Origin of the sequence: Brevibacillus sp. NSP2.1 (assembly GCF_000470975.2) — a bacterium.
Classification (GTDB): Bacteria; Bacillota; Bacilli; order Brevibacillales; family Brevibacillaceae; genus Brevibacillus; species Brevibacillus agri.
In genome coordinates this window covers 2373074-2397190 of the sequence record NZ_CP048274.1, presented here as the reverse complement: position 1 = coordinate 2397190, position 24117 = coordinate 2373074, and the positions used below count along the sequence as shown (strand labels likewise).

Sequence of the window (24117 nt, the reverse complement as noted above, 5' to 3'; positions counted from 1 at the left end):
CCCCTATGCTCTTGCTTTGATGAGTTCTTCAGCGATTTGTACTGTATTCCATGCTGCACCTTTGAGAAGGTTGTCAGAAACGATCCACATATGCAGTCCTCGAGGATGATGGAGATCACGACGCAAGCGGCCGACAAACACATCTAGCTTGCCGGTAGCATCCGTAGCCAGAGGATATTGCTGTTCTTGCGGCGCATCTACCACCACAACGCCTGGGGCGTTCTCCAGGAGAGCTCTTACCTCGTTCAGGTCGTAATCCTGTTTCAGCTCCACGTAAACTGACTCACTGTGTCCGTAAACGACCGGAATGCGTACGCATGTGGCAGAAACCTGCACAGTGTCATCACCGAAGATTTTTTTGGTTTCATTGACCATTTTCATCTCTTCGTAAGTAAAGCCGTTGTCAGTAAACACATCAATTTGCGGAATCGCGTTGAAGGCAATTTGATGGTGAACAGGCAGTTTTCCTACAGGCAGGACATGACATTCTGCTTCTTTTCCGTCCAGAACGTCGCGGCTCTGGTCGCGCAGCTCGTTGATTGCGGACTGGCCGGCACCAGACACTGCCTGGTAAGTAGAAACGATAATGCGGTCTATTCCAAAACGATCATACAAGGGTTTCAGAGCGGCTACCATCTGAATGGTAGAGCAGTTTGGATTCGCAATGATTCCTTTATGAGCGAGAGCGGCGTCCATGTTCACCTCTGGCACAACGAGCGGCACATCCGGGTCCATCCGGAATGCGCTGGTGTTGTCGATTACGACGGCGCCGTGACGCACAGCGTGAGGAGCCAGTTCCTTGCTCACGCCTCCTCCCGCGCTGAACAGGGCAAAATCGATTCCCGCAAAGCTCTCAGGAGTAGCTTCTTCCAGGACAACTTCTTGTCCCTTGAACGTGACTGTCTTGCCGGCAGAACGTCCGGAAGCAAGCAGCTTGAGCTGTTTAATCGGGAAGTTGCGCTCTTCCAGTAAGCGAATCATTTGTTGTCCGACTGCGCCAGTCGCACCGACTACTGCTACATTGTAAGTCAGTTGGTTAGCCATCTCTTACTCTCCTCCTAATCGCGAAAAGCAGGTGAATTGTTTTTTTGTGTTTGGTTTAGTAGTTGAATCTTTCGATGAGCAAGGGTTGCAATTGCCTACCTTCCAATGCCGCCTCGCATGTTTCCAGTAACAGGTCCATGCGGGCAACGAGCGAGTTTGGCTTTTTGTCCGGAGCATCCTGCCCGAACGGCACGAAATAGATATTCTTCGCCGCCAACAGCTTGGCAATATTGGCAGCGTTTAATCCCAGACCATCATTGGTGGAGATTGCGATGACAAGCGGTCGCAAATTGCGCATGGTCGCCTTGGCCGCCATGAGTACCGCGCTGTCGGTGATGGCATTTGCCAGACGGCTGGTCGAGCTGCCCGTGCAGGGAGCAATCACCATCACGTCCAACAATTTTGAAGGTCCCAAAGGTTCTGCCTGGGGAATCGTCGAAATCAGTTCCTCCCCTGTCAAATCCTTGAGCTGCTGTTGCCAGCTCTGCGAGGTTCCAAAGCGCGTGTCCGTCGTCATGATCGTATTCGAAACGATCGGAATCACTCTCGCTCCGGCGTCCACAAACCGCTTGATTTGCGGCATGGTTTCTTCAAACGTGCAATGCGATCCTGACAATCCAAAGCCAATGGTCTTTCCCTGCAGCATGCTCATGTTGACTCCCCCCTGGTTCTCCTCTGCTCCGCAATGAGACGCGACAAAATCTGGGCCAAAATCTGCCCTGCGGTTTTCGGTGCAACGATTCCAGGTAATCCGGGAGCGAGAAGCGCTTTGATGCCTCGTCTTTCGGCGTATCGAAAATCTGTCCCTCCCGGCTTGGAGGCAAGATCGAGAATAAACGCCGATTGCGGCATTTGCGCAATGATCTCTGCCGTGAGGAGTAACTGCGGGACGGTATTAAAAATGAAATCAGCATTCGTGACTTGTTGCTTTAGCTCACTGATCGGGAAGGGAGTCAATCCCATCTCATAGATGCGTGCCAAGTGTTCCTGACGCCTAGCCCCCACTCTAACACGCGCTCCCAGTGCATGCAGGGCCCGGGCCATAGACAAACCTGTTCGACCTAATCCCAAAACGATTGACTGAGATCCATGAATCGTGATATCCGTATTTTGAATCGCCATCATGAGTGCTCCCTCCACCGTCGGGATGGAGTTATAGATGGCTACGTCATCGCGATCCAGCAGCTCCACGAGGGGAGTCTGCTTGGATGCCAACAGTTTTTTCAGGTAAGGTTTTGCCATTCCCGTATATACCACGCAATGCTTCGGCAAGCTTTCCACGTGTTGATCCAGAAGCTGCAATTGTTTCGAGCAAAAGATGCTTTCCACAAAGCCTTGGTCATCGGTTCCTACGATGGGCAGGATGAGGGCGTCCACGTCTTTCAACACATCGCATGTTAATGGTCTCTTCGTTGCCCCTGTAAAATTGCTTTCCAGGTTGTCGAAGCCAACTAACGTGACACTGGCGTCCAGTTGAATGCATCGCTTGATGACTTCCAACTGGCGAGCGTCTCCGCCAATGAAGGCAACATGTATGCCCGTTAGCATGCTGCGTTCCCCTTTCCACACATTTTACTGCATTAAATGATCGGAACGCAAAGGTTTTCCTCTTGAAAAAGTTGACGGAAATCCATGCGGTCTACCCCCATCCTATTCGACTCCCGCTACTTCGGTGACACCCCCGCCTACTTTTGCGTAGCTTGTGTCTCTACCTGCGCAAGCGAGATGATGACCATGTCCGGACCGATTTTCACGATCGAGCTCCACGGGATAACCAGGTCCTCCCGTTTTTTTCCGAAGCCAAAGAAGCTGCCGCCGGGCAAAATGATCGACTGAATGACGCCGTTTTCCGGGTGGATGACGAGGTCGGAGTCGCTGATGACCCCCATTTTTTCCCCGTTGTCCAAACCGATGATTTCCTTCCCGCCCAGTTCGCTAAGCCGCATGGAGAAGCCCCCCTTTGTCCTTGTGTACGTTACTGTTGATATACGCAAAAAAATCCGGGCTATGCCGGATTTTTCACAGAGGAAGCTATTAGAGCAACAGATCGTTTTTCACATTGGACGGGTATCCATCCAGCGGGCTTACCATCGCCATCGCCAGCTTCGAGCGGAACAGCTCTTGCGCTACAGCCAGGACCGATTCGTGCGAGACACGGTCGATTTTGGCGATAATTTCATCGAGGCTGAGATGGCGCTCCAGCAGCAGCTCATTTTTACCGAGGCGGCTCATCCGGCTGTTGGTGCTCTCCAGACTGAGCATGAGGCTACCTTTCAACTGTTCCTTCCCTTTGTTCAGCTCCTTGTCGGTGATGCCGTGATCGGCCACATCGCGCAAGACGTTCGTCACGATATCGAACACCTGCCCCACGTGCTCAGGCGCCGTGCCCGTGTAGACGGTAAACGTGCCCGCTTCCTTGTAGGAGGAATGGTACGAGTAGACCGAGTAGGCAAGCCCCCGCTCCTCGCGAATTTCCTGGAACAGCCGCGAGCTCATGCTGCCTCCCAGGACGTTGTTCAGCAAAATGAGCGAGTAAACGTCCGGATGCCCCACCTTGAAGCCCGGCAGCGACAGGCACAGATGCGCTTGCTCTGTAGCTTTGTTGTGGGCGATCGCGTTTGCCGCGAACGCAGGCTCCGCTAAAGGCGCGAGCTTGCCTGGTCGCTCGAAGCCGCTGAAACGCTTTTTGATCTCTTCAATGAGGCTGTCGTCAAAATTGCCGGCAACCGTTACGACCGTGTTCGTCGGGAGGTAGTGGGCGTTGATGTAGCTGAGCAGGTCATCACGCTTCAGGCTGCGCAGCACGTCTTCCGTTCCCAAAATCGAATAGCCGAGCGGATGCGTGCTGTAAGTCGCTTTTGCGATCAAATCGTGGACGAGATCGTCAGGCGTGTCTTCGTACATGCTGATCTCTTCGATGACCACGTTTTTTTCCTTTTCCAGCTCCTCCGGATCGAATACGGAGTCGAAATACATGTCGGCCAGCACGTCCAGCGCAATCGGAGCGTGCTGGTCGAGCACCCGCGCATAGTAGCAAGTATATTCTTTGGAAGTAAAGGCGTTTACGTTTCCGCCGATCTCGTCAAAAGTCTCCGCGATTTCTTTCGCAGAGCGCGTACTCGTTCCTTTAAAAAACATATGTTCAAGAAAATGGGAAATCCCGTTGTTTTTCTCGTTCTCATATTTCGAACCGGTCCCCACCCAGATGCCTAGCGCAACAGAGCGAACAGACGGAATACGTTCCGTCACAATTCTAAGACCGTTATCACACGTATGACGTTGTATCACACAAATCCTCCTCGGTTAATCATCTCTCTATCCGCAAACTTTCGGGAAGTGAATGTAAACACGTCTAACTATAGCAAACTTCTTTTATCTCCACAATAAAATGAACACGTTTTCGCATCACGGCAGGCGGCGGCTGGAGAGCACCTCGGATACGGTGACCGGGTGCAAGCCCTTTTGCTTGGCAATCGTGAGCAACTGGTCCAGACTGGCCTCTGAGGCTGCTGTCGGGTGCATCAGCACAAGGACGCCGTTGCCCATCAAGCCGCTGATTTTTTTGATGACAAAACTTGGGGAAGGCTTTTTCCAGTCCACGGTATCGGCCGTCCACATGATCGTCTTCATCTGGTAGGAGGCGTGCGCGATTTGCACGACCTGCTTGTTGAACGATCCGGAAGGGGGAGCAAACAAGGCGGGCTTGATCCCCAGCGTTTTGGAAATGACGTCCTGTGTGCGGCTGATCTCCTGGTGGATGCGCTGCGTCCCCAGCGTGCTCATGTCCGGATGCGAGTAGGCGTGATTGCCGATCTCATGGCCGCGCGCGGCAATTTTTTTCGCCTCTTCCGGATAGCGCTTGACCCACGAGCCATCCAGAAAAAACGTCGTCTTCACTTTGTGCTTATCCAATGTATCCAGCATCGAATCCAAGTATTCATTGCCCCAGGCTACGTTAATCATGAAGGAAATGGTCGGCTTCTTCGGATTTCCCCGGTAGATGGGCTGCGCCCCAAGCTGATCGAGCGAGACGGCTGGCGGAACTTCCTTGTAGACCAGCATTTCCGGCCCGGTCACTCCGGCAGCGAGCATCTTTTCCACGGACGCTTCCACGTCCACGACGCGTCCGTTGTAGCCAGGGATCGCTTTCCACGTCTGATCCACGACGGCATCGACAGGCGCTTCCTCCCGTCCTTCCTTCCACTGCTCAATCTGGGCCCGCAACCGCTCTTTTTCATCCAAAATTTTTTCCGCCGTCACGACCTGATCGTTTTTGACAAAGCTGATGTATTGGTGGATCGGCTGGTATTGCAGCAGCAGCGCCATCGCTCCTGCGACAAAGACCGTAACCCACAGCCTCCTCTTTCTTTCAGCCATCGTGGAGCCAGCCCTCCTCTTTGTACGTACAAGTCTCTCTTTGTCCAATGTATGAACGAGGCGAGTGACTTAGACATTTTGGCCAAAAGAAAAAAGCTTCCGTACACGAATTTCTTCGAGTGACGAAGCCTTTTGTTTGTCGTTTATTCTGCTTGGGTCGGTGCCTTGTCGGCCTGAGCTGCGGCCGCTTGTTCCTTGAGCACGGCTTTGCGGGACAAGTTGATGCGACCTTGATCGTCGATCTCGGTTACTTTTACTTGTACCTTGTCGCCAATTGCTACGACATCTTCCGTCTTGGCTACGCGTTCCTCAGCCAGTTGGGAGATGTGACACAAACCTTCCTTGCCAGCAAACAGCTCGATGAACGCCCCGTACTTCTCTACGCGCTTGACGGTTCCCAGATAAATCTGGCCGACCGCAACCTCGCGAACCAGGTCCTCGATGATTTGCTTCGCGCGCATGTTCGCTTCGTGGTTGATCGAAGCGATGAACACACGTCCATCTTGCTCGATGTCGATTTTGACGCCGGTTTCTTCGATGATTTTGTTGATGACGCGACCTTGTGGGCCGATTACATCGCGGATTTTGTCCGGGTTGATGGTCATGGTCAAAATCTTCGGCGCGTAAGGAGACAGCTCTTTGCGCGGTTCGGAAATCGTGCTCATCATGTGCTTGAGGATGTGCAGGCGACCTTCGCGCGCTTGCTCCAGCGCTTGCTGCAAAATTTCCCGATTGATCCCGGAAATTTTGATGTCCATCTGAATCGCCGTTACGCCAGCCTCGGTACCTGCTACCTTGAAGTCCATATCGCCTAAATGGTCTTCCATGCCCTGGATGTCTGTCAAAATGGAGAAAGACTGTTCATCCTTGCTCATAATCAAGCCCATGGCGATACCGGCTACAGGAGCCTTGATCGGTACCCCGGCATCCATCAGAGCCAGCACGCTCGCGCAAATGGAAGCTTGCGATGTCGAGCCGTTGGACTCAATGACTTCGGAAACTAGGCGGATCGTGTACGGGAACTCGTGCTCGGAAGGAATGATCGGCTCGATTGCACGCTCACCCAACGCTCCGTGCCCGATTTCGCGACGGCCTGGAGGACGCAGCGGACGAGCTTCCCCTACGCTGTAAGGCGGGAAGTTGTAATGGTGCATGAATCGTTTCGATTCTTCCAGTCCAAGACCATCGAGAATTTGCACATCGCCCAGCGCGCCCAGTGTGCAGACGCTCAACGCCTGTGTTTGACCGCGGGTAAACATCGCGGAACCGTGCGTGCGGGACAAAATGCCAGTCTCGCTGGAAAGCGGACGAATTTCGTTCAAAGCTCGTCCATCCGGGCGAACTTTTTCTTCTGTAATGAGACGGCGAACTTCGTCCTTGACGATGTTGCCCAGCACTTCGCTAATCATTTTCTCCTGCTCTGGATAAGCTTCCGGATCTTTGGCAGCGAAATGTTCCTTCGTCTCTTCCTTGATGTTGTCAATCGCGTCGTAACGCGCCTGCTTCTCTTCAATCCGAACGGCTTCTTTCAGACGTGCTTCTGCAAATTCGCGCACAGCCTGATCGATTTCCGGATCGACTTCATGCAGGATGACTTCCATTTTTTCTTTGCCGATTTCGGCTACGATCTGGTTTTGGAACTCCACCAGTTGCTTGATAACCTCATGGCCGGCCATGATCGCTTCCAGCATAACGGACTCTGGCACTTGGTTAGCGGCTGCTTCCACCATGTTGATCGCTTTGTGTGTACCTGCGACTACGAGGTGAATATCGCTTTTTTCTGCCTGCTCCACAGTCGGGTTGATGATGAACTCGCCGTCAATGCGCCCAACGATGACACCGGCAATCGGTCCTTCAAACGGAATCTCGGAAACGCATAAAGCGGCAGACGTCCCGATCATAGCGGCGATTTCCGGAGAGCAGTCCTGGTCAACCGACAGAACAGTATTGACAATTTGTACGTCGTTGCGGAATCCTTCTGCAAAAAGGGGACGGATCGGGCGGTCAATCAAACGGCTTGCCAAAATGGCTTTTTCGCTTGGGCGACCTTCTCTTTTAATAAAGCCGCCGGGAATTTTACCGACCGCATAGAGACGTTCCTCATAGTTGACAGTCAACGGGAAGAAGTCGAGCGCTTTCGGCTCCTTCGAGACTGTAACTGCAGACAGGATTGCCGTATCGCCGTACCGAACCAGAACCGAGCCGTTCGCCTGTTTGGCCATTTTGCCAAATTCCAGCGTCAGCTTGCGGCCTGCCAGTTCAAAATCATATGTACGGTATTGTTGCTCCATGATGCTAGCAGTCCTCCTTTGCGACAATGTGCATATCTACACTTTGTTTTCTACCTGTATGTATTATTTCCTGCCACCGTGAAAATTAAATGGTGAGCTTTGGCAGTCGTTTTGGATAATAAAAAAAGCTTCTGTTGAAGCCAATTCCATTGCGCCTGTATCGCATGCTTTGTGTTATCGCTTCAGAGAGCCTGACAGCAAGAAGCGCCAAGCTCTCCTACACGATAGAAAAAGCGGGAAGAACCCGCTTTTTACAAAACGCTGACTAGCGGCGCAGACCCAGGCGGTCTACTACCGAACGATAGCGTTGAACATCTGCTTCACGCAGGTATGTCAACAGGTTGCGGCGTTGACCTACCATTTTCAACAGACCACGACGGCTGTGGTGATCTTTTTTGTGCGTACGCAAGTGTCCGTTCAGGTTGTTAATGTTTTCGGTCAAGATAGCGATTTGAACTTCCGGCGAACCGGTGTCGTTCTCGTGAGTACGGAACTCTTGGATCAGTTGAGTTTTACGTTCTTGAGACAATGCCATCATGACTCACCTCCTTATTTTATATCCCGTTAGCCGAGTCTGCCGTCGGTGAGCATCGGACAGCCAAGCTACGGTTATCTGTACAACGTTTTGAATTATAGCATATCATTTCAGGAAAAGCAAAGAGATTCCGTTACGAGATTCCCTCGGCAAATTTTCGTTTCGCCATGTCTACGTCGCGGCCGATTTGCGCGATCAGCGCATCCACACCGCCGAACTTTTGCTCTTCCCTGATGTAGAACAGAAATTCTACTTCGACTTCCTTGTCGTAAATGTCACCAGAGAACTCGAAAATGTGCACTTCTAGTGATTTTTCTTTCTTCTCCAGCTCAAACGTAGGCTTGATCCCGACATTCATCACGCCGAAGTAGCTCTTGGAATCGACCGTGAAGCGCACGCCGTACACGCCGTTTTTGCCGATGAGATAAGGCTGTCCGACCCGGACGTTCGCCGTCGGGAAGCCGATCGTGCGCCCGCGCTTGTCGCCGTGAACGACCTTGCCGCGCACCTTGTACGGGCGGCCCAGCAGATGGCGCACCTGCTCGACATTTCCGTGGTGGAGATACTCGCGGATGATCGTGCTGCTCACTTTTTCCCCCAGCCGGTTGACCGGGCTGATGATGTCGAGCCCGTAGCGGCCTTTGCTCATCTCTTGCAGCGTATGGGCGGTTCCCATTCCCCTGTAGCCAAACGTGTAGTCGAAGCCGACCACGACATGCCGGCACGCGAGGGGAAGCATGCACTCGGTAATGAAGTCCTCCGGGTAAACCGCGGCAAACCCGATATCGAACTTCATGACATACGTCCTGTCTACCCCCATCTTTTCGAATTGCTCCAGCTTGTCGGAAAGCGGAGTGAGGTAGCTCGTATAGCCGCTTTGCCCAAGAACCTCGCGCGGATGGGGGTCGAACGTCAGCACCGTACTCTCCCATCCGTTCGTTTTTGCGGTGTCAATCGCCTTTTGAATCACCCGGCGATGTCCAATATGTACGCCATCGAAATAGCCAAGCGCAATCGCGCATGGCGTCGCTTGCAACTCATTTGGTAGTGGATAGGTCAGGGAGATCGTTTTCACGGTTTACACCTCGGCTGGAAAGACTTTTTCTGCTTTGGCGAAAAGACCTTTGTCCCCACGGCACACGCGATGAATCCCCAGCAGCTCTTCGCCTGCAAACAGGCAGATCAGGCTGCCTACCTCGGCATCGACTCCTGGCAGCGCAGTCGCCAGTCCATTGCGCACCGCACGGGTTCGCTCCGGTTTGACCTGATAAGACGGCAAAAATGAAATCGCCTGTGGGATGGAGACAAGATAACGGGAGAGGTCCTCCCCACTCGCAGCCCGCTCCTCCAGTTCCTGAAGAGGAATCGCCTCCTCCTCTACGAACGGACCGCTCTTGATTCGCCGAAGCAGTTTCATATGGGCAGGATAACCCAGAGCGCGACCGAGGTCAACACATAAGGTGCGCATGTACGTCCCTTTCGAGCATGTGCACGTGAACGAGATATCGACGCTGTCCCCGTCTGCCTTGATCTCGTGGAGCGTCAGCTCGTACAGCGTCACTTTGCGCGGCTGGCGCTCGATGACCGTGCCTTCGCGGGCCAGGTCGTAGAGGCGCTTCCCGTTTACTTTTACCGCGGAAAACATCGGCGGGACCTGCTCGATCTCTCCCAAAAACGATTGCAGCAATTGCTCGATGCGCTCTACCGTAATCGCGGCTGCGTCTACCGGAGCTTGCTCCAGCACTTCACCGGAGGCATCCTCCGTCGTCGTCGCGGAGCCGAGCCGCAAGACGACGTTGTAGCGCTTGGGCAAATCCTGCAAATACTCTACCAGGCGAGTCGCGTTGCCCACGCAGATCGGCAGCACGCCTGTCACATCGGGGTCGAGCGTTCCCGTGTGTCCTACCTTTTTCGTTCCATACAGCCGGCGGATGCGCGCCACACAATCGTGGGAAGTCATGCCCGCCGGCTTGTCGATTACCAGCACGCCGTGCGCGTTACTCATCGTGTTTCACTCCTAATGCTGGCTCCAGTACGTCCCATACTTTTTGTTTCGCTTCCGCGATCGTCCCTTTGACCGTGCAGCCGGAAGCTTTGGCATGCCCTCCGCCGCCGAGTTGCTTGGCAACAGCCGACACGTCCACGCGATCTCTCGCGCGCATGCTGACCTTGACGATTCCCGGCTCCGACTCCACAAAGGAAACGCCGACCTCGACGCCTTCGATGTTGCGGCAGTAGTTCACCAGTCCGCCTGCATCCTCGCGCTTCGCCTCTGCCTCGGCAAAATCATCGACCGACACGCAAATGGAGGCGACGAGGTTTTGGTGGGACAACTGCAACGTCTGCAGGGCGCGGCGCAATACTTTGACATGCGCAAACGTGATTTCCTCCAGGCATCGCTCCGCCACTTCGCCCGGCTTCACCCCGTAGGTCAGCAAGCGGGCCGCGATTTCCATTACCCGTGGCGTCGTATTGGAGTAGCGAAAGCCGCCTGTGTCTGTCAAAAGGCCGGTATAGATGCACAAGGCGAGTTCTTCGTTGAACGCGATTCCCGCCTCTTCCGCCACTTCAAACAAAATTTCCGCTGTCGCCGCCGCTTCCGGCCGCACCAGGTTGACCGTTCCGAACATGTCGTTGGTCGGGTGGTGGTCGATATTGAGGACAGCGGCGCCAGATGCAAATAAAGGCCGCACATCGCCCATCCGTGACTCATCGGCACAGTCTACGGCGATTACGGCCTCGAACATTTCGGTCAGCGGTTGTTTGCGCAGGTTGCGCAAGCGGTCAAAACGCGGCAAAAAGTCAAACTTGAGCGGCGTTTCCCCTTCGTTCACCACTACGTACTCTTTTCCCAACTGTTCAAGCATGAGCACGACTCCAAGCGCAGAGCCGGTAGCATCGCCATCTGGATTGACATGGGAAAGAACCAGGAAGCGGTCATGCTCCCGGAAAAAGCGGGCCGCTTCCTCTACTGCTGCTCGATTAGGATTCATCCTGTTTCTCTCCTTCTGTGGAGATTTCCCGCAGGATCGACTCAATTTTGGAACCGTAGTCAATCGACTCATCCAACTTGAAGACGAAGTCGGGAATATGGCGTAACTTGACGCGTTTGCCAATTTCGGTACGCAGGTAGCCTTTGGCTTTCGTCAGTCCTGCCAGAGAGTCTTTGCGCTGCTCCTCGCTGCCGAAAATGCTGACGAATACTTTCGCAAGCTGGAGATCGCTGCTCACTTCTACATCCGTTACCGTAACAAAGCCGACGCGAGGATCTTTCAGTCCACGTTGCAAGATGAGGCTCAGTTCTTTTTTGATTTCTTCGCCGACGCGGCTCATTCGTGTTTTGTTCATCTATTCTCACCTCCGCTGGCTGCCCTATTCGTAGTATTCCGTATCGACCCGAATCAACTCCACATCGGGATGGTTTTCCACGAACCGCACGACAGCCTGCATTTCTTGTTGCAAAAATGACATTTCATTAGCAACGGCAGCGATACCCAACACGGTACGCTGCCACTGCTCGGGATAAGCCATCTCCGCTGCGGAGACGTTGAAGCGGCTTCGCAGCTTGCCAATGAGACTTTTGACGATGGCCCGTTTTTCTTTCAAGTTTTGGCAAGCGGGCAGAAACAGTTCAATCTGCACCCCTGCTACCATTATTGCTTCACTTCAACCATGACGAAGGCTTCGACCACGTCGCCGACTTTGAGGTCCTGGAAGCGTTCCAAGGTCAGACCGCACTCGTAGCCTGCGTTTACCTCTTTGGCGTCGTCCTTGAAGCGTTTCAAGGTGTCCAGCTTGCCTTCGTAGATGACGATGCCTTCGCGGATCAGACGAGCACCTGCATCGCGGCTCAGTTTTCCTTCGGTTACATAGCAACCGGCGATGTTGCCGACTTTGGATACTTTGAAGACTTCGCGGATTTCTGCCTGACCGATGATGTTTTCTTTGTACACAGGGTCCAGCATGCCTTTCAGGGCTTGCTCGATCTCTTCGATCACGGTGTAGATCACGCGGTGCAGACGAATGTCGATTTTCTCCTGTTCAGCCATGCTGCGAGCGTTTGGCTCAGGACGCACGTTGAAACCGATGATGATCGCATTCGATGCGTTTGCCAGCGTAACGTCGGACTCGGTGATCGCGCCGACGCCAGTGTGAATGATTTTCACGCGGGTACCGTTGACGTCGATTTTTTCCAGGGAGCCGCGCAGAGCTTCTACAGAACCTTGCACGTCGCCTTTTACGATCAGGTTCAGCTCTTTGATGTCGCCTTCCTGAATGTGCTGGAACAGATCGTCCAGCGATACGCGAGAGCTTGCACGGCGCTCGGATTCACGCTGCTTGGCTGCGCGCGCTTCCCCGATTGCACGGGCTTTTTTCTCGTCTTCAAACACGCGGAACTGGTCGCCCGCTTGCGGTACATCGTTCAGACCGGTAATTTCCACAGGGGTAGAAGGACCTGCTTCTTTCAGACGGCGGCCTTTGTCGTTGACCATCGCACGTACACGGCCGTAGGTAGAGCCGACTACGATCGGATCGCCGACGCGCAGCGTTCCTTGCTGTACCAGAATGGTCGCTACAGGACCACGGCCTTTGTCGAGCTCAGCTTCGACTACCGTACCGCGCGCACGCTTGTCAGGGTTTGCTTTCAGCTCCTGAACCTCTGCGACGAGCAAGATGTACTCAAGCAACTCTTCGATCCCAGTGCGCTGCTTCGCAGACAGTGGAGAGAAAATGGTGTCCCCGCCCCACTCTTCCGCAACGAGCTCATACTCGGTAAGCTCTTGCTTGATGCGGTCGATGTTGGCTTCCGGTTTATCCACCTTGTTGACAGCGACGATGATCGGCACGTTTGCCGCTTTCGCGTGGCTGATCGCCTCTACGGTTTGTGGCATCACGCCGTCATCGGCAGCAACGACGAGGATCGTAATGTCGGTAATTTGCGCACCGCGGGCACGCATGGTCGTGAACGCCGCGTGACCAGGTGTATCGAGGAACGTGATCTTCTTGCCTTTGATCTCGACCTGATAAGCACCGATATGCTGGGTAATCCCGCCTGCCTCCCCCGCTACTACGTTCGTGGAGCGGATGGCGTCGAGCAACGTTGTTTTCCCGTGGTCAACGTGACCCATGATGGTGACGACTGGCGGACGCTCTACGAGCGACTCAGGCGGATCTACTTCTTCGAGCGTTTCGAAGTTGGTTTCGTCGATGACGATTTTTTCTTCGACTTCTACGTTGTAATCAGCGCAGATCAGCTCGATCGCTTCGCGTTCCAGGTATTGGTTGATCGTTGCCATGATCCCCAAATTAAACAACTTTTTGATGATTTCCGCCGGTTCCTTGCGCAGTTTCACAGCCAGCTCGTTCACCGTCAACGACTCGGTAAAGGTGATTTTGCTAGGCGTCTCAAGCACTGGACGCTGTGGCTTTTGTCCGCCGCGCTGGTGGTTGTTGCCGCCACGACGGTTGTTTTGGTTGCGGTTATTTCCGCCGCGGAAAGGCGTGTTCTTTTTGTTGTCTTCAAACGTCTTTTGCGTTTGTGGAGCTTTTTTGATTTTCTCGCGTTTTTCCAAACCGACATTGGATGGAAGTTTTACTTTGTCTTCAAACTCATCCCCGGTGCGGCCTTCCGTTTGGCTGGCAGTTGCCTGTTGCGGAGGACGCTGCTGGTTTTGCGGTCTTTGTTGGTTTTGTGGTCTTTGTTGGCTCTGTGGACGTTGTTGGTTTTGCGGCTTACGGTCAGTCGGTTTTGCTGGTTGACTTCTCATATGGTTTGGTCTTCTCTCCTGATTCTTCCCCTGATTTTTTCCGTGTTGAGGACTATGCTGATCGGGCTGATTTCCGCTGGTGCTGCCTGGACGATTGTTGCTGGAAAAATCGCCGCGATCGCGTTCGTTTTGTCTGTCGTTTTTTGCAGCTTGTGACGGCTGCCCCTGCCCTGCGTGGGACTGGGTTTGTTGTCCTCTGGATTCGTTGGGGCGTCGTTGATCGTCCATTTGTTTTGATCTTGCATCGCCAGGCGTATTGCGCGCTTCCGGCTTGGAGCCGGCACGCAGTTTGGCCATGTGATCCTCGATCCGCTTGATCGTCCCTTCTTCCATAATACTCATATGATTTGCTACTTCTATGTTCAATCGTTTTAGCAAATTGAGGATTTCCTTACTGCTCATGTTGTGCTGTTTGGCATATTCATACACACGTGTCTTCAAATAAACTTCACCCTTTCTAAGTTAGGTGAGCAGACGCTGAATGCTTTCAGCCAACTTCCCATCGGTCACCGCCACGGTAACGCGCCCATCTTTTCCGATTGCGTGTCCCAATGAATATCGGTCGCCTGTGGTTACACATGAGACCCCGTAATAGGAACATTTATCCTTGACTTTTTTGGCCGTATTGTCAGATGCGTCCGATGCGAGCAAAACGAGACGGGCCTGGCCGTTGCGAACAGCCGTGATGACCAATTCCTCCCCGGTCACGATTTTGCGCGCGCGCATCGCAATGCCGAGCAACTGAGCTGCTTTAGGGATCATCGTCCCATCATCTCCAGCCATTTCTCACGAAAAGCATCGTACTTCTCTTCGGAGATGGACATGTTCAGGGCACGTTCCAGCACTTTTTTCCATTTTCCCGATGCGAACGCATCCGGCTTCAGACAGCTTTCCTGCCGACACACATAGGTACCGCGTCCCGCCGCCTTTCCCGTCAGGTCGATGACAATCTCCTCAGCGGGCGTCCGGACTACGCGGATCAATTCCTTTTTCGGAAACATTCCTTGGCAAACAATGCATTTACGCAAAGGGATCTTTTTTTGCTTCATGACTATTCGTTGTCGACTCCTTCATCGCCCTCTACTTCTTTCGGGTAGTCGATGCCTTCCTGCTCTGCCTGAGACTCGCTCTTGATGTCGATCTTCCAGCCGGTCAGCTTGGCAGCGAGACGAGCGTTTTGTCCGCGTTTGCCAATCGCAAGCGACAACTGGTAATCCGGCACGATGACGCGGGTTACTTTTTCTGCGAGATTGACATCTACGTGCAGCACCTTGGCCGGGCTGAGCGCGTTTGCCACGTACTCGGCAGGATCTTCGGACCAACGAACAATGTCAATTTTTTCACCTTTCAGCTCCGTCACGATTGTCTGTACACGCATGCCTTTTGGCCCTACACATGCTCCTACAGGATCTACGTCCGGATTGATCGAATGGACAGCGATTTTGGAGCGATCGCCTGCTTCACGAGCAACGGACTTGATTTCAACCACACCATCGTAAATCTCTGGCACTTCCAATTCAAAGAGGCGCTTCAAAAGTCCCGGATGGGTACGGGAAACGACGATTTGCGGTCCCTTGGTGGTTTTTTCTACTTTAATGATGTATGCCTTCACCCGATCTTGTGACTTGAACTCCTCGGAAGGCATTTTCTCGGTGATCGGCATAACCGCTTCCGCTTTGCCCAGATCAATGTAGTAATTGCGGGCGTCCATACGTTGAACAACCCCTGTGACGATATCATCCTCGCGCTCGATGAACTCGCTGTAAATGAGACCGCGCTCCGCTTCGCGAATGCGCTGGGTCACCACTTGCTTTGCCGTTTGCGCGGCAATGCGGCCGAAGTCGCGAGGCGTCACCTCGATTTCCACAATATCGTCCAGTCGGAAGTTCGGATCGATTTCTTGGGCAGCTTCCTGAGAAATCTCCAGACGCGGGTCCAAAACCTCTTCCACCACGTTTTTGCGTGCATACACGCGAACCATACCTGAATGACGATTTACATCCACCCGCACATTTTGGGCCGAGTTGAAGTTACGTTTGTATCCAGAGATAAGAGCCGCTTCGATGGCCTCGATCAGCACGTCTTTGGTGATGCCTTTCTCTCTCTCAATGGCTTCTAAAGCCTCGATAAAATCGCCGTTCATGACTTTCGTTGCCTCCTCCTTTACTTACCCACCGGCCGCTGGCATCTAAAAGACGATGGCCATGCGTGCCGTGTCAATTTGCTCCTGGGAAATCACGTACGTTTTTTTCGCTTCCTTAACAGTCAGCTTGCCGTCCTCGTACGATATCAGTTCGCCTTCGAACAGGCTTGCTCCTTCTATCGGCTCTTTGGTTGTAATGTGCACGTGCCTGCCGACAGCTTTGGTAAAATCCTTATCCTTGCGCAACGGACGCTCAGCACCCGGCGAAGATACTTCCAAAAAGTATGCAGTCGGAATCGGATCTACTTCGTCAAGTTTTTGACTCAGCTTCTCGCTGACAAGGCTGCAGTCATCGATGTCGATGTTGCCAGTTTCATTGTCGATAAACACGCGCAGAAACCAGTTGCTGCCTTCCTTTTTGTACTCGATGTCAACCAGTTCCAAACCCAATTCGTCAACAATGGGCGTGACCAGTTCGGTGACGATGCCCGTTACCTTGCTCAAGCAAGTACCTCCTTTACGTTTGAACCATGAGGTGCAGCCAGAAAGAAAGAGTGGGTTTCCCCACTCTCGATCTGTCGTGCGTATAAAACCAGTATTTCCAAAAAAATTATAGCATAACAGCCCTCCGCTGACAACCTTTGGATGCGGCTGCATCGCTTCGCTGCCCTAGAACAGCGACAACTGGTTCGATTCCGGCAGACCTTTCAGCGCGCCCTGCTCCTCCAAATACTCCAGAATCGTCTTGGAGATACGCGAGCGGGACAACAGGTCTTCCTTGGACAAAAACTCGCCTTCCTCCCGCGCCTGCACGATGCTGATCGCGGCGTTCGTCCCGAGACCTGGCAAGGCATTGAACGGCGCAATCAACGAGTCGCCTTTAATCAGGAAGCGGGTAGCGTCGGATTCATACAGGTCGACGTTGGCAAAACGGAAGCCGCGCTCCACCATCTCCAAAGCCATCTCCAGCACGGTGAGCAGCGCTTTTTCCTTCGGCTGTGCGTCGTGACCCTTGTCCTCGATTTCTTCGATTTTTTGCCGGATCGCTGCCGAGCCTTTGACCATCAGCGGGATGTCGAAGTCGTCGGCGCGCACGGTAAAGTACGTCGCGTAAAATTCGAGCGGGCGATGCACCTTGAAGTAGGCGATCCGCACGGCCATCATGACGTACGCGGTGGCGTGCGCTTTCGGGAACATGTATTTGATGCGCTGGCAAGACTGGATGTACCATTCCGGCACGTTGTTTTTGCGCATTTCTTCCTGATCCTCTTCCGGCACGCCTTTCCCTTTCCGCACCGACTCCATGATTTTGAAGGCGCGCGACGGCTCCAAACCTTTGTAGATCAAATAAACCATGATGTCGTCGCGACAACCGATTACTTCAGGCAGTTTACAAATGCCGTTGCGAATCAAGTCCTGCGCGTTGTTCAACCATACATCCGTACCGTGGGACAGACCGGAAATCTGCACAAGCTCGGCAAACGTCGTCGGCTTCGTATCCTCGAGCATCTGCCGAACGAACTTCGTTCCGAATTCGGGAATGCCGAGCGTGCCCATATTCGTCCCGATTTGCTCCGGCGTCACGCCCAACGCTTCCGTCGAGCTGAAGATAGACATCGTCTTTTTGTCGTCGAGCGGAATCGATTTCGGGTCCATGCCGGTCAAGTCCTGCAGCATACGAATGACGGTCGGGTCGTCGTGTCCGAGAATATCGAGTTTCAGCAAGTTGTCGTGAATCGAGTGGAAGTCGAAATGCGTCGTACGCCACTCGGACTCGCTGTCGTCTGCCGGGAACTGGATCGGACAAAAGTCTTCAATTTCCATGTAGTCCGGAACAACAATAATCCCGCCCGGGTGCTGTCCCGTCGTTCGTTTTACCCCTGTGCAGCCGTTGACGATCCGCGAAATTTCCGCATTGCGCAGCGTCAGTCCGCGCTCGTCGGCGTACTTTCTGACGTAGCCGTACGCTGTCTTTTCCGCAACGGTGCCGATCGTCCCCGCACGGTACACGTAGTCCTCGCCGAAAAGCTCCTGCGTGTACTTGTGCGCCCGCGGCTGGTAGTCACCGGAGAAGTTCAAGTCAATATCGGGAACCTTGTCCCCTTTGAAGCCGAGGAACGTCTCGAACGGAATGTCCTGCCCGTCCTTGGCGTAGTTGGTGCCGCACTGCGGGCATTCCTTGTCGGGCAAGTCGAAGCCGGAGGCAATCGAGCCGTCCGTAATAAACTCGCTGTGCTTGCAATTCGGGCAGCGATAGTGCGGCGGCAACGGATTGACCTCGGTAATCTCCGCCATGGTCGCGACGAAGGAAGAACCGACCGATCCACGCGAGCCGACCAGGTATCCATCCTGCAGCGACTTCGTTACCAGCCGCTGCGAGATCAAGTAAATGACGCCGAAGCCGTGCGTGATAATACTGTTCAGTTCTTTTTCCAGCCGCTTTTCCACAAGCTCCGGCAACGGATCGCCGTACAGCAGCTTTGCCTTGTTGTAGCACATTTCGCGCAACTCGTCGTCTGCGCCCGGGATGACCGGGGTGTACAGCTTGTCCGGGATCGGGCTGACGTCTTCGATCATGTCCGCAATCGCATTCGTATTTGTCACGACGATTTCTTTGGCCAGCTCTTCGCCGAGGTAGGAAAACGACTCCAGCATTTCATCTGTCGTGCGCAAATACAGCGGCGGCTGATTCCCGGCAGTCGGGTCGCCTTTTGACAACAGGAACACATCGCGGAAAATCTCATCCTGCGGGTTCAGAAAATGAACATCCCCTGTCGCGACGACGAGCTTGCCCATTTCCTTGCCCATTTCCACGATCATCTTATGGTAGCCCTTCATCGTCTCTAGCGACGGAATTTCTTCATTGCGAAGCAGTGGCGAGTAATGGTCAAGCGGCTGAATTTCCAGAAAATCGTAAAAAGCAGCGACTTCCTTCAACTCTTCAGACGATTTCCCGCGCAGGATCGACTGCATCAGCTCGCCTTCCTTGCATGCGGTTCCAATCAGCAAGCCTTCGCGGAATTTGGTCAACTGACTGCGCTGAATGCGCGGCCAACGGAAAAACGTCTCCACATGCGAACGGCTGACGAGCTTGTACAAATTTTTCAGCCCCGCCTTGTTTTTCACGAGAATCGTCGCATGGAAAGGACGGCCGCTCTTGTAGTCGGCTTCTTCGTTGCTCTTCTCGTTCAACTCGGCCAGCGTCTTGATTTGCGCTTCCTTGATGTCTTTGAGCATTTGCTGGAACACGTGGGCGAGCGCAACTGTATCGTCCAACGCCCGGTGGGCATTAATCAGCTCGACATTGAACTTTTTGGCGAGCGAGCCCAAGCGGTAGTTGCGCATTCCTTTGTACATCATCCGCGCCAGAGGCAGCGTGTCCAGAAACGGGTTGTTCCACGGCTCCATGCCGATCCGCTTCGCGCAAGCATTGATGAACGCCTTGTCGAACTCCGCGTTGTGCGCGACGAGCACGGCATCTCCGGTAAACTCCTTGAACTTGCGCAGCACAACATCGAGCGTGTCTTTGCCGCGGAGCATGTCGTTCGTAATCCCGGTAATTTCTGTCGTCTTCGGGCCGATCTCCAACTGCGGGTCAATCAGCTCGGTCCACTGGTCGACGATCTCTGCCCCTTTCATCTTCACGGCAGCAATTTCGATAATCGTATGCTCGGCGGCATTCAGACCTGTCGTCTCCGTATCGAAGACAACGTATTCGGTCGTCTCGTCGATCGGCAAGTTGTTGTCGGCGTTCAGGTTGTAAACGATGTCGATGCCGTCCTCCACGACATACGCCTCCATGCCGAGGATGCACTTCATGTTGTGCTTCTTGGCAATCGAGTACGCCTCTGGGAACGCCTGCACCACTCCATGGTCGGTGATGGCAATTGCCTTGTGCCCCCATTTCGACGCGGTCGAGATCAGCGACTTGACGGAAGCTACCGCATCCAGCGCGCTCATCGGAGTATGGCAATGCAGCTCGACGCGCTTTTCCTCGGCCTGATCCCGGCGAATGACCTGTTCGATCTGGTTCAGGTCGTTGGCGTTCATCACCAGCTCGCGGATAAAGGTGTCATGCTGCACGCTGCCGCGCACCTTGACCCACATGCCGTCCTTGAGCGCCTCCAGCATCTTGACGTCCTCCTTGTCGCGGGAGAACATCTTCACGGTCAGGGAGTCTGTGTAGTCGGACACGTTGAAGGTCAACAGATGACGTCCGCTACGCAGCTCTTTGACCTCGACGTTGAAAACCGTACCTTGAATCACGACGCGGCGCTCTTCTTCCTGAATCTCGCAGATCGGAATCGGCGCGTCCTTGATTTCGTAGCCCATCATCAAGGTCGTGATGGCTTCTGTCTTTTCCGAGCCTTTGCTTTCCTGGGCAGCGGCTGTCATGACGACTTCGACCAGCGCGCGCTCTTCCTCGTTGCGCTGCTCGACAAACGCCTGATAAGCCTCATCGCTTTCTTCGCCGTGGAAGGAAAAGCGCATGGAGCAATCCGTCGCCTTTTGAAAAGCGGCTAAGAGCTCGTTGTCCGCCCGTTTGCGCTTCGCGACTTCGACGGTCATCTCTGTCGGTAAGTACACCTTCACTTCCTGCTGCTCGACCTGCTTTCTGGCAGAGCGTAGCGTGACGGCCAGCGAATTGAGCGTCGGCTCTAAGCTTGCGACCAGCGCATCCCAATACTCCTCTACCACGAAGCCTAGCTCTGGTTTTTGCTTGTAGCGGAATCTGGCATCGACTTTTGCCAGGTGGGAAAAGGTTTGCGTCAGGCGCTTCGTGAACGCTGCATAGGCTTCTACGGGCAGCAGCTTGGGCAAGGTAAAATGAAAGACCCATTCCTTGTTTTGCTTGTAAAGCTCAAGCTTGTCAATCTGTCCGTCAAGAAAATAGCGGTTGACCCATTCGTCAGGCACTTCCATTTGCTTGAGCAGCAGAGAGAAGCGCTGTTTTTGCTCTTGTGTACGGTCCACGGTATTCCACCCTCCCAAAAACAAGAAAAAGAGGTACTCCCATTGTGTCCAGGGGAGTACCCCGTAAAATTCGACAAAATCTTCCTTCAATCCTGCTAGTTACTCGTTGCCGAACAGGGCTGCCCCGGTATGGTCTACACGAGCAAGCATCGTTTTCACTTCAGATACGAGGTCCTCCAGCTTCACGTTCACGGTTTCCCCGTTTTTGCGGACGCGAACTTCGACGGTGCCCTCTTGCGCCGCTTTGTCCGATACGGTAATGCGCAGCGGCAGGCCGATCAAATCAGCATCCTTGAACTTCACGCCAGCACGCTCCGGGCGGTCGTCGAACAAAACTTCCACGCCCGCTTTTTGCAAAGCTTCGGTAATTTGTTCGCTGATTTGGCGTTGCTCCTCTACTTTAACATTGACCGGGATCACATGTACATGGAAAGGAGCGACAGCTACAGGCCAAATGATGCCATTCTCATCGTTGTTTTGTTCAATGACAGCAGCGATCGTCCGCGATACGCCGATCCCGTAGCAGCCCATAATCATCGGCTGGCTGCGGCCGTTCTCATCCAGGTACGTTGCTCCCATCGCTGTTGAGTACTTCGTTCCGAGCTTGAACACATGGCCGACTTCCACCCCGCGCGCAAACTTGATCGCGCCGCCTGTACGCGGGCACTCATCGCCTTCTGTGATGTTGCGCAAATCAGCAAAACGGGAAACGGCAAAATCACGGCCTGGCACAACATGAGTCAGATGGTAGTCGGTTTCGTTTGCGCCAACGATGCCGTCATACACATCCTGGACGTAGTTGTCCGCGATGATTTCCACTTTTTCGCCATCCAAGCCGACAGGGCCAACGAATCCGGCAGGCGCCCCTGTCACGGAAACGATATCCGCTTCGGATGCCAAACCGACGATTGTCGCATCGTACAAGTTTTTCAGCTTCACTTCATTCAGCTCGTGGTCACCGCGCACAAGCACCATTACCAGCTTGTCATCGACGCGGTAGAGGAGGCTCTTGATGATTTGCTTCGCTTCGATGTTCAGGAACTGGACGAGCTGGTCGATGGTCTTGATCCCCGGCGTATGTACTTTTTCGCGGGCTGGCGCTTCTTCCGTCGGCTTCGCGGATGGCTTGTACACGACTTCCGCTTTTTCCAGGTTGGCTGCAAAATCGCCTTCTTCGGAGTAGGCAATCGTGTCTTCGCCGATGTCACACAAGGCCATAAACTCGTACGTGCCTTTTCCGCCAATCGCGCCTGCGTCCGCTTCTACTGCGCGGAAATTCAGGCCGACACGGGTGAAAATGTTCGTGTAGGCGTCGTACATCGCCTGGAAGTTGCGATCCAGTCCTTCCTGGGTCGTATCAAACGAATACGCGTCCTTCATGATAAACTCGCGGCAACGGATCAAGCCGAAGCGCGGACGCACTTCATCGCGAAACTTCGTCTGGATTTGGTACAGGTTGATCGGGAGCTTTTTGTACGAGTTGATCTCGTCGCGAACCAGGCTGGTGATGACTTCTTCGTGAGTCGGTCCGAGCGCAAAGGAGCGGTCGTGACGGTCGCGCAAACGCACAAGCTCTGGGCCGTACACATCCCAGCGGCCTGTCTGATGCCACAGCTCAGCAGGCTGCATGGCAGGCATCAACAGCTCCTGGGCCCCTGCCTTGTTCATCTCTTCACGCACAATGGCCTGGATTTTATGCAGGGTACGAAGCGCCAATGGCAGGTACGTATAAATCCCGGAAGCCAGTTGGCGGGCCATACCGGCGCGGAGAAGCAGCTTATGGCTGGCAATCTCCGCATCCGCAGGCACTTCCCGCAAGGTAGGAATCAACATTTGACTTTGCTTCAACACGTGCGTGTCCTCCTTATGCCTCGTCAGCAATCAACGACGATCAGCCTACCTCGGTAGGTTTTTTCTCGTTGACCATTTCGTTAATTTCTTTCATCAGCTCTTCAAACAGTTCGTTTTCTTTCACTTTCCGAACAATGACACCATTGCGGAAAATCAGCCCTTCGCCGTTGCCGCCCGCAACGCCGACATCCGCTTCGCGCGCTTCGCCCGGCCCGTTTACGGCGCAGCCCATGACAGCTACTTTCAGCGGAACTTTCAAAGTGGAGATCGCGTCCTCAACCTTTGTCGCCAGTCCGATCAAGTCGATCGCACAACGGCCGCAAGACGGGCACGCGATGACGACCGGATCGTTGTTGACGATATCGAGGCTGCGCAAAATTTGCTTCGCCACCTTGATTTCCTCCACCGGGTCGGCCGTCAGCGATACGCGGATCGTGTCGCCGATACCCATCGACAGCACGGTCCCGATCCCGACGGAAGACTTGATCGCGCCGGAAAACTGCGTACCTGCCTCCGTCACCCCTACGTGCAGCGGGTAGTTGCGCTTTTGCGCCATCAGCGAATACGTTTGGATCATCGTCGGCACGTCGGAAGATTTCAGGGAGATGACGATATTATCGTAATTCAAGTCTTCCAAAATTTCCACGTGGTCTACTGCGCTCTCGACAATCGCTTCCGGCGAAGGATAGCCGTACTTCTCCAGCAGCCTTCTTTCCACGGAGCCGGAGTTTACCCCGATGCGGATCGGTACATTGCGCTCGCGGCAAGCTTCGACCACGCGTTTTGTTTTTTCCTTGGAACCGATGTTTCCGGGGTTGATCCGGATTTTGTCGATGCCGCTCTCAAGAGCGATCAGTGCCAGCCTGTGGTCGAAATGGATGTCCGCAACGAGCGGCAGCGGGGAACGCTCCTTGATTTTTTTGATGGCGCGGGCTGCGTCTTCATTGATGACGGCCAGGCGGACAATTTGGCAACCGGCATCATGAAGTCTTTGAATCTCGGCCAGTGTCTTCTCTACATCACGCGTGTCTGCTGTCGTCATCGATTGAATTACTACGCTTTTTTGGCCACCGATTTGCACGCCTCCCACAAAAACCGGTTTCGTCTCCTCGCGCTTGTACATTTTGCACCATC

Annotated in this window: 21 protein-coding genes; all 21 read right to left on the bottom strand. The window is 53.8% G+C overall.

From position 1 onward, the window contains the following. Positions 1 to 3: 3 nt before the first annotated feature. Positions 4 to 1044 (bottom strand): aspartate-semialdehyde dehydrogenase, encoded by a 1041-nt coding sequence (locus M655_RS12075; protein WP_005834140.1) that lies wholly within the window; start codon positions 1042 to 1044, stop codon positions 4 to 6. 55 nt (positions 1045 to 1099) lie between these two features. Next, entirely contained in the window at positions 1100 to 1696 is a 597-nt protein-coding gene (locus M655_RS12070) for a dipicolinate synthase subunit B (RefSeq protein ID WP_007786853.1), read from the bottom strand. Then, positions 1693 to 2592: a dipicolinate synthase subunit DpsA gene (gene dpsA / locus M655_RS12065; RefSeq protein WP_005834142.1), complete on the bottom strand. Its 900-nt coding sequence runs from the start codon at positions 2590 to 2592 to the stop codon at positions 1693 to 1695. Before dpsA ends, M655_RS12070 begins: the two co-directional genes overlap by 4 nt. A 137-nt stretch (positions 2593 to 2729) precedes the next feature. Beyond that, entirely contained in the window at positions 2730 to 2990 is a 261-nt protein-coding gene (locus M655_RS12060; protein WP_005834144.1) for a YlmC/YmxH family sporulation protein, read from the bottom strand. An 88-nt stretch (positions 2991 to 3078) separates the two neighbouring features. Further along, complete coding sequence (locus M655_RS12055; protein ID WP_007786849.1) at positions 3079 to 4332, bottom strand: M16 family metallopeptidase; 1254 nt, start codon at positions 4330 to 4332, stop codon at positions 3079 to 3081. 117 nt (positions 4333 to 4449) lie between these two features. Then, the gene (locus tag M655_RS12050) at positions 4450 to 5421 is read right to left on the bottom strand and encodes a polysaccharide deacetylase family protein (RefSeq protein ID WP_005834148.1); all 972 of its coding nucleotides are present in this window, start codon (positions 5419 to 5421) and stop codon (positions 4450 to 4452) included. A 143-nt stretch (positions 5422 to 5564) separates the two neighbouring features. After that, positions 5565 to 7712 carry a polyribonucleotide nucleotidyltransferase gene (gene pnp / locus M655_RS12045; protein WP_007786846.1) on the bottom strand — a complete coding sequence of 716 codons (2148 nt, stop codon included), beginning with the start codon at positions 7710 to 7712 and terminating at the stop codon, positions 5565 to 5567. 265 nt (positions 7713 to 7977) lie between these two features. Next, complete coding sequence (rpsO, locus tag M655_RS12040; protein WP_025846085.1) at positions 7978 to 8247, bottom strand: 30S ribosomal protein S15; 270 nt, start codon at positions 8245 to 8247, stop codon at positions 7978 to 7980. A 133-nt stretch (positions 8248 to 8380) separates the two neighbouring features. Beyond that, positions 8381 to 9322, bottom strand: a complete 942-nt coding sequence (locus tag M655_RS12035) for a bifunctional riboflavin kinase/FAD synthetase (protein WP_026557313.1) — start codon at positions 9320 to 9322, stop codon at positions 8381 to 8383. Positions 9323 to 9325: 3 nt separating this feature from the next. Next, the gene (gene truB / locus M655_RS12030; protein ID WP_007786841.1) at positions 9326 to 10252 is read right to left on the bottom strand and encodes a tRNA pseudouridine(55) synthase TruB; all 927 of its coding nucleotides are present in this window, start codon (positions 10250 to 10252) and stop codon (positions 9326 to 9328) included. Then, positions 10245 to 11240 (bottom strand): DHH family phosphoesterase, encoded by a 996-nt coding sequence (locus tag M655_RS12025; RefSeq protein ID WP_005834160.1) that lies wholly within the window; start codon positions 11238 to 11240, stop codon positions 10245 to 10247. The genes truB and M655_RS12025 overlap by 8 nt, the downstream gene beginning before the upstream one ends. Then, positions 11230 to 11595 (bottom strand): 30S ribosome-binding factor RbfA, encoded by a 366-nt coding sequence (gene rbfA, locus M655_RS12020; RefSeq protein ID WP_005834162.1) that lies wholly within the window; start codon positions 11593 to 11595, stop codon positions 11230 to 11232. The genes M655_RS12025 and rbfA overlap by 11 nt, the downstream gene beginning before the upstream one ends. Positions 11596 to 11619: 24 nt before the next feature. Next, positions 11620 to 11901, bottom strand: coding sequence for a DUF503 domain-containing protein (locus M655_RS12015; protein WP_005834164.1), 282 nt, complete (start codon positions 11899 to 11901; stop codon positions 11620 to 11622). Further along, positions 11901 to 14456 carry a translation initiation factor IF-2 gene (gene infB / locus M655_RS12010; RefSeq protein ID WP_026557314.1) on the bottom strand — a complete coding sequence of 852 codons (2556 nt, stop codon included), beginning with the start codon at positions 14454 to 14456 and terminating at the stop codon, positions 11901 to 11903. Before infB ends, M655_RS12015 begins: the two co-directional genes overlap by 1 nt. Positions 14457 to 14477: 21 nt before the next feature. Next, complete coding sequence (locus M655_RS12005; protein WP_005834170.1) at positions 14478 to 14777, bottom strand: YlxQ family RNA-binding protein; 300 nt, start codon at positions 14775 to 14777, stop codon at positions 14478 to 14480. Further along, positions 14774 to 15064, bottom strand: a complete 291-nt coding sequence (gene rnpM / locus M655_RS12000; RefSeq protein ID WP_005834172.1) for an RNase P modulator RnpM — start codon at positions 15062 to 15064, stop codon at positions 14774 to 14776. The genes M655_RS12005 and rnpM overlap by 4 nt, the downstream gene beginning before the upstream one ends. Positions 15065 to 15066: 2 nt before the next feature. Further along, positions 15067 to 16158 carry a transcription termination factor NusA gene (gene nusA, locus M655_RS11995; RefSeq protein ID WP_026557315.1) on the bottom strand — a complete coding sequence of 364 codons (1092 nt, stop codon included), beginning with the start codon at positions 16156 to 16158 and terminating at the stop codon, positions 15067 to 15069. A gap of 45 nt (positions 16159 to 16203) precedes the next feature. After that, complete coding sequence (gene rimP, locus M655_RS11990) at positions 16204 to 16662, bottom strand: ribosome maturation factor RimP (protein ID WP_005834175.1); 459 nt, start codon at positions 16660 to 16662, stop codon at positions 16204 to 16206. 165 nt (positions 16663 to 16827) lie between these two features. After that, positions 16828 to 21132: a PolC-type DNA polymerase III gene (locus M655_RS11985; protein ID WP_026557316.1), complete on the bottom strand. Its 4305-nt coding sequence runs from the start codon at positions 21130 to 21132 to the stop codon at positions 16828 to 16830. A 99-nt stretch (positions 21133 to 21231) separates the two neighbouring features. Further along, positions 21232 to 22980: a proline--tRNA ligase gene (locus tag M655_RS11980; RefSeq protein WP_141333627.1), complete on the bottom strand. Its 1749-nt coding sequence runs from the start codon at positions 22978 to 22980 to the stop codon at positions 21232 to 21234. Positions 22981 to 23023: 43 nt separating this feature from the next. Further along, positions 23024 to 24106, bottom strand: a complete 1083-nt coding sequence (ispG, locus tag M655_RS11975) for a flavodoxin-dependent (E)-4-hydroxy-3-methylbut-2-enyl-diphosphate synthase (protein ID WP_005834181.1) — start codon at positions 24104 to 24106, stop codon at positions 23024 to 23026. Positions 24107 to 24117 lie beyond the last annotated feature (11 nt).